Raw genomic sequence first — 6,175 nt, forward strand, 5'->3', positions numbered from 1 at the left:
TACGCGGAAGGGGCGTCAGATCCCCGTCACCGCATGTCCTCCGGGGAGACGATGCACAGCGCCCAGATGACGAAGCCGCTGATGGCGATGGCGATGATCGCCCAGAACGGGTAGTACGGCAGGGAGAGGAAGTTCACGAGGATGACGAAGGCCGCGATGACGATTCCCGCGACCCGTCCCCACAGAGGTGCCTTGAAGAGGGCGGCGCCCACGACGGCGGCCATGATGCCGAAGATGAGGTGCAGCCACCCCCACGAGGTCACGTCGAACTGGAAGATGTAGTTGGGTGTCGTGATGAACACCTCGTCCTGGGCGATGCCCATGATGCCGCGGATGATGTCGAGCACCCCGACGATGAGCAGCATCACGGCAGCGAACACGACCAGCCCTCCGGCAGCCGCGAGGGCCGTGTCGGAGTGGCCGTGTGACGTGGTCGGTGTGTGTGCCATGGTGATCCTTCTTCTTCTCCACGGGCCGGCGCATACCTGCTCGGTCCGGCCCCTCCGATGGGGACCCCGCCGATCCCCTTCAGGATCGGTGCGCGGGCCGGCGGTGCCTTCGCCCGTGACGGGTGATTCGACCATCGGGCGCCGGCCGCCGGACCCGCCTCCTACGGGGCGGAAGGACCCCGGTGGGGCGCTTCCCGGGTGCCCGCGGACTGGCGTCGGACGGCTGCCTCCACCGCCCCGAACAGGATCCGCGTGGCCACGCCGAGGACGAGGATGTTGCCCGCCATCTGCGTCATCGTCACGAGCCGCGCGGGCTCGGTACGGGCCGCGATGTCCCCGAAGCCGACGGTGCTGAACACGGTGAGCGTGAAGTACAGGGCGTCGGTGCGGCTGAGGGGTTCCGTGAAGCTCCCGGGTACGGACTCCTCCAGGACGTAGTAGGTCGTCGAGTAGAGCAGCAGGAACAGCGGCATCGTGGTCGCGAGCGCCTCGACCGCACGCAGCCGCGGGTGGGCGGAGCGGGTGATCGACTGGATCTGCAGGGCGAAGATGACCGCGACGGCGCTCAGGCCGAGGACGAGGGTGGTGACGTCGACGTGGTGCCGGGTGAACGGCAGCAGGTAGTACGCGGCGACGAGGACGGTGGCCGTGGTCGTGGACCGCAGGGTCACCACCACCGCGGCCCGGGTCGGCCGGCGCCTGCCGGACGCGCCTGCCGGTGTTCCGCCTGCCGGGGCTTCGCCGGGCGGGGCGCTGCCGTGGCCGGAGCCCGTCGCGTCCATGCCTGCCTCCTGCCTCCCGCCCGAGCCTGACCTGCCCTGGGTGACAGCATGGACCAAGGCACCCCCGGACAACCGGCATACGGTGCCGCGGGCGCCGGTGTGCACACGGAAGGGCGCGCCGCGGCGTCCTGCCGTGACCCGTGACCTGTGACCCGTGCCCCCGTGACCCGCAGGCCTGCCCCCGGCCTGCCGCCGCGTCGCCGTCCACCGTCGGGCACGCCTCAGTGGGACAGGGCCGACTTGGCGCCCACGATGACCGCGCCGAGCACCAGGTTCACCGCGGCGGACACGGCGACCAGACGCCGCGGCGCCCCCGCGCGTACGGATCCCGCGACGGCCCAGCCGATCTGGCCGGCCAGGGCCACGGCGAGCGCCAGCCAGACCGTCCCCTTGAGGTCCAGCCCGAGCAGGGGGCTGAGCGCCACGGCGGCGGTCGGCGGCACCGCGGCTTCGACGATGGACCGCTCGCCGTTGCACACCGCCCGGAACTCGCGCCAGGTCAGGTGCTCGTTGGCCAGGGAGATGCCGAAGAGGTGCGCATAGACGTGGGCGGCCCAGAACACCAGGCCCGTGCACAGCAGCAGGGCGGCCAGCTCCACCCGGGGGAATCTGCCGAGCGTGCCCGCCCCGACGATCACGGAGGCGGCCAGCATCGAGCCGTACACGGCGCCCCCGTAGTCGACGGGCGCCCGGTCCGGCGAGCGCCGCCAGTGCCAGTGCCGCCTGTAGGGTCCGGCCGCACCGGGATGCCCCTGCGCCGCCCGCTGCGCCGCCCCCGGCGCCGGCCGCCGGTCCCCGGGCGCCGGACCCGGCGTCGACCAGGGGTACGTCCAGCCCGCTGAGCCGGGGGCGTGAGGCGTCGGTGACGAGTACGGCGTCGACCTGGGCGTCGTCAAGGATGTCGGTGACGCGCAGGTCGGGGTGCGAGACGTCCACGGGTACGTACGCGGCTCCGCAGCGCATCGCGCCGAGTACGGCGGCCACCATCGCGAGGGACGGTTCGACGAGTACGCCGACACGTGCGCCGCGGCCGACGCCCGCCTCGGTGAGCGCGGCCGCGATACGGGCGGCCCAGGCGTCGAGGTCCCCGTAGTCGATGCTGCGCGCGCCACTGCTGACGGCGGTGCGGGCGGGGGTGGTCCGGGCGAATTCCGCGACGAGTTCGTGTACCGGCGGCCGCGGGCCGACGGGCAGCGGCTCGCCCTCTCCGGTGGGGCGGGGCGTGCCGGTCGGGTGCCCGGGAGGGGCGGTCGGAGCCGGCGTGGCCGAAGTCGGCGCTGCCAGAGTCGGCGTGGCCATCAGGAGTCCTCCACTGTTCGTCGAGACGGCACAGAGCCGGTCCGCGTCTTCAGGAGCTTCATGCCAGGCAATATTGCCAGGCGAGTCACAATCATGGCAACCTATTGCCAGAGTTGGAAAGTCAATCCGGTGAACCGGCAGCGCCCGGTGGACCGGAATCCCCACGGGAAAGGCAAGAGAGCCATGACTGAGACCCTGCAGGCGCAGACCGGTGTGACGGTCACCCCGCTGACCGGGAACATCGGCGCCGTGATCGGCGGCGTGGACGCGGGCGCCGAGCTGAGCGACGGGACGATCGCCCGGATCCGCGCCGCCCTGCTCCAGTACAAGGTGGTGTTCCTGCGCGACCAGGACCTGGACTACGCCGCGCAGACCGCCTTCGCCTCGCGCTTCGGCAAGCTGACGCTCGGACACCCGATCTACGACGCCCCCGAAGGCCGTCCGAACCTGCGGGAGATGGACTCCAAGCAGGGCACCCGCGCCAACCACTGGCACACGGACCTCACGTTCATCGAGCGCCCGCCGGCCTTCGCGTTCCTGCACAGCAAGGTCATCCCCCCGGTGGGCGGGGACACCGTGTGGGCCAACGCCGCGACCGCGTACGCCGGCATGCCGGCGGAACTGCGCCAGTTCGCCGACCAGCTGCGGATCGTCCACAGCAACGACTGCGACTTCACCGACGACACCGTCATCGAGCGCGGGGCCTACATCTCGACCCCGTACGAGGCGGAGCACCCCGCGGTCCGCGTCCACCCCGAGACCGGCGAACGGTCGCTGCTGCTCGGCGGGTTCGCCCGCCGCGTCGTGGGCTACCCCCCGCAGGCCTCCCGCGACCTGATCAGGGTCATGCAGGAGTACCTGACCAAGCCGGAGCACACCGTGCGCTGGCAGTGGCGGGTCGGCGACATCGCCATCTGGGACAACCAGTCGACGGCGCACTACGCCATCTACGACTACGGCAACCAGTACCGCCGCGGCGAGCGCGTCACCGTCGTGGCCCCCACCCCGGTCGGCGTCGACGGCCGGCCCAGCGTGGCCCTGTGCGGCGACACCTCCGCCTACAGCACGGGCCGGGACTGAGCGGGCCGGCGCCGCTCGGACCCGACGACCACGACCCGACCCCGCACATGACGGAGACACAGGTGCGCACGTCCCCTTACGGAACCTGGACCTCACCGATCGGCGCCGACGCGGCGGCCGCCGGGCAGAAGAAGGTCGAGTACGCCGCATTCCTCGGCGAAGAGGTCTGGTGGACCGAGTGGCGCCCGGGCGAGTCGGGACGCGTGGCGCTGGTGCGCCGCGCGCCCGACGGCTCGGTCGGCGACGTACTGGGGCCCGGGTGGAACGTGCGCACCCGGGTCATCGAGTACGGAGGGCGGCCGTGGCTGCCGCTGGGCGCGGACCCCGCCGCCGGGTTCGTGTTCACCCACTGGGACGACCAGCGGGTGTACCGGGCGGTGCCCGGCGGCCCGCAGGAGCCGGTCCGGCCCGAGCCGATCAGCCCGGAGCCCGCGCTGCCCGGCGGGGCGCACTACGCCGACTTCTCCCGCGTCGGGGACGAGGTCTGGTGCCTGCGCGAGGTGGCCCTCACCCCGGACCGCTCCGAGGTCCGCCGGGACCTGGTCGCCCTGCCGCTGGACGGCGCGGCGGCCGCGGACCCGGCGGCCGTACGGGTCCTGGCCGCGAGCCACCACCTGATGACCGGCCCCAAGGTCTCCCCGGACGGCCGGTTCGCGTGCTGGCTCGGCTGGGACCACCCGAGGATGCCCTGGGACGGTACGGAGCTGATGTGCGCGCCGGTCCGCCCGGACGGCACGCTCGGGCCCGCCCGCGTGCTTGCGGGCGGGCCCGGCGTCGCCGTCAGCCAGGCGGAGTGGGCCCCGGACCGGCCCGGCGTGCTGTACGCGCTGAGCGACACCACCGGCTGGTGGAACCTCCACGAGCTGGGCCTCGACGGCTCCGTGCGCCCGCTGTGCGAGCGCGAGGAGGAGTTCGGCGAGGCGCTCTGGCGCATCGGCGCGCAGTGGTTCCTCCCGGTGGGCGGCGGCCGGATGTTCGTCACGCACGGGGTGGGCGCGCGGCGGCTCGCGCTCCTGGAGGCCGACGGCTCGCTACGGGACCTGGACGGCCGCGCGGAGCTCACGGAATGGGCGGCGCTGGCCACCGACGGCCACCGGGTGGTGGCCTCGGCCGCCGGCCCGCGCAACCGGGGCGAGCTGCTGCTGATCGGGCCGGACGGCGGGGCGCCGGAAGTGCTGCGCGCGGCGGACACCTCGGCGGCGGAAACCTCGAACGTGGACCACCTTCCCCCGGGCTACCACGCGGTGTTCCGCGGCCCGGAGGGCGAGGAGGTGCACGCGTACGTGTACCCGCCGCACAACCCCGGCTTCACCGCCCCGGACGGCGAACTGCCCCCGTACGTGGTGCAGGCGCACGGCGGTCCCACCACCCGCAGCCAGCTGGTGGCGGACCTCTCCACCGCCTTCTTCACCAGCCGCGGCATCGGCGTCGTGGACGTCCAGTACGGCGGGTCCACCGGCTTCGGGCGCGCCTACCGCGAACGGCTGCGGGAGGGCTGGGGCGTGGTCGACGTACCCGACTGCGCGACCGCGATCCGCGGCCTGGTCGCGCAGGGGAAGGCCGACCCCGCGCGCATCGGCATCCGCGGCGGCAGCGCGGGCGGCTGGACCGCCGCGGCCTCGCTGGCCGCGGAGCCGGAACTGTACCGGGTCGCCGGGATCTACTTCCCGCTCCTGGACCCGGAGGAGTGGCGGGCGCAGGGCACGCACGACTTCGAGTCGCGCTACCTCGAAAGCCTCATCGGCCCGTGGCCGCAGGCCGCCGAACGCTACGCCCAGGTCTCGCCGCTGCGGCGCGCCGACCGGGTGCGCGCGCCGTTCGTGCTGCTGCAGGGGCTGGAGGACGCCGTGTGTCCGCCGGTCCAGACCGAACGGTTCCTGGAGCGGATGCGGGAGAACGGGGTGCCGCACGCGTACCTCACGTTCAAGGACGAACAGCACGGCTTCCGCATGGCACAGACCGTCGTCGCCTGCCTGCACGCCGAGCTCTCCGCCTACGGGCAGGTCTTCGGCTTCGAGGCGCCGGGCATCCCCCGGACCGACCTCTCGGCGGCCCGGCAGGCCTGACCAGCCGCCCCCGCCACGTACGCGGAAGCCGCCCCCGGATCATCCGGGGGCGGCTTCCGCGTACGTGCGTACCTGCGTCCGGGTACGGTCAGCCGGCCTCGGCCTCGGTCGCGGCGGGGGCCGGTGCCTGGGCGGCGAGGGCGGCGACGACCTCGCTCTGGCGGTCGAGCGTACGGGCGAGGAGCAGTTCGCGGATCGGGACCCGTACGCCCAGCTCCGCGCTGAGCCTGCGCGCGAGGCGGGTGACGAGCAGGGAGTCGCCGCCCAGCTCGAAGAAGTCGGCGGCCGCGGCGATCTCCTGATGGCCGAGCAGCTCCGCCCAGAGCGCGGCGACCCGCGCGGGCACGTCGAGGGGGACCGGGGCCGGGTCCGCGGGCTGCCCGCCGGGGCCGGACTCCGCCCGCGGAGCCGCCGGCCCGGGGGCACCCGTGATGCGGCGGTGGGGCCGAGCCCGACTCCTATACACCTCGCCTAGCCCACGAGACAGAGGGGGGTGTCG

The 6,175-nt window shown here is 73.7% G+C and carries 6 protein-coding genes and 1 pseudogene; 2 read left to right on the forward strand and 5 right to left on the reverse strand.

Going from position 1 to position 6,175, the window contains the following annotated elements; genetic code table 11:
- Positions 1-26: 26 nt before the first annotated feature.
- The 4 genes and pseudogenes from GPJ59_RS09955 to GPJ59_RS09970 form a co-directional block, all read right to left on the reverse strand.
- Positions 27-449, reverse strand: coding sequence for a DUF7144 family membrane protein (locus GPJ59_RS09955; protein ID WP_219666122.1), 423 nt, complete (start codon positions 447-449; stop codon positions 27-29).
- Between the two features lie 161 nt (positions 450-610).
- Positions 611-1,231, reverse strand: a complete 621-nt coding sequence (locus GPJ59_RS09960) for a potassium channel family protein (protein WP_219666127.1) — start codon at positions 1,229-1,231, stop codon at positions 611-613.
- A gap of 221 nt (positions 1,232-1,452) precedes the next feature.
- The gene (locus GPJ59_RS09965; RefSeq protein ID WP_258024147.1) at positions 1,453-1,884 is read right to left on the reverse strand and encodes a hypothetical protein; all 432 of its coding nucleotides are present in this window, start codon (positions 1,882-1,884) and stop codon (positions 1,453-1,455) included.
- Between the two features lie 217 nt (positions 1,885-2,101).
- Positions 2,102-2,530 (reverse strand): annotated as a pseudogene (locus GPJ59_RS09970) (AMP-binding protein); the annotation flags it as partial.
- A 183-nt stretch (positions 2,531-2,713) separates the two neighbouring features.
- On the opposite strand from GPJ59_RS09970, the gene GPJ59_RS09975 reads away from it, so the two are divergent.
- Together GPJ59_RS09975 and GPJ59_RS09980 are read left to right on the forward strand one after the other, a co-directional pair.
- Positions 2,714-3,610 carry a TauD/TfdA dioxygenase family protein gene (locus tag GPJ59_RS09975; RefSeq protein ID WP_219666123.1) on the forward strand — a complete coding sequence of 299 codons (897 nt, stop codon included), beginning with the start codon at positions 2,714-2,716 and terminating at the stop codon, positions 3,608-3,610.
- A gap of 62 nt (positions 3,611-3,672) precedes the next feature.
- On the forward strand, positions 3,673-5,676 hold the full coding sequence (locus GPJ59_RS09980; RefSeq protein WP_308120215.1) for an alpha/beta hydrolase family protein: 2,004 nt from the start codon (positions 3,673-3,675) through the stop codon (positions 5,674-5,676).
- A gap of 88 nt (positions 5,677-5,764) precedes the next feature.
- Here the strand turns inward: GPJ59_RS09980 and GPJ59_RS38440 are convergent, their stop codons facing one another.
- Positions 5,765-6,022 carry an acyl carrier protein gene (locus GPJ59_RS38440; RefSeq protein WP_308120216.1) on the reverse strand — a complete coding sequence of 86 codons (258 nt, stop codon included), beginning with the start codon at positions 6,020-6,022 and terminating at the stop codon, positions 5,765-5,767.
- Positions 6,023-6,175 lie beyond the last annotated feature (153 nt).

The sequence above is a fragment of the Streptomyces bambusae genome (genome assembly GCF_019400985.1).
In the GTDB taxonomy this organism is placed as follows: domain Bacteria; phylum Actinomycetota; class Actinomycetes; order Streptomycetales; family Streptomycetaceae; genus Streptomyces; species Streptomyces bambusae_A.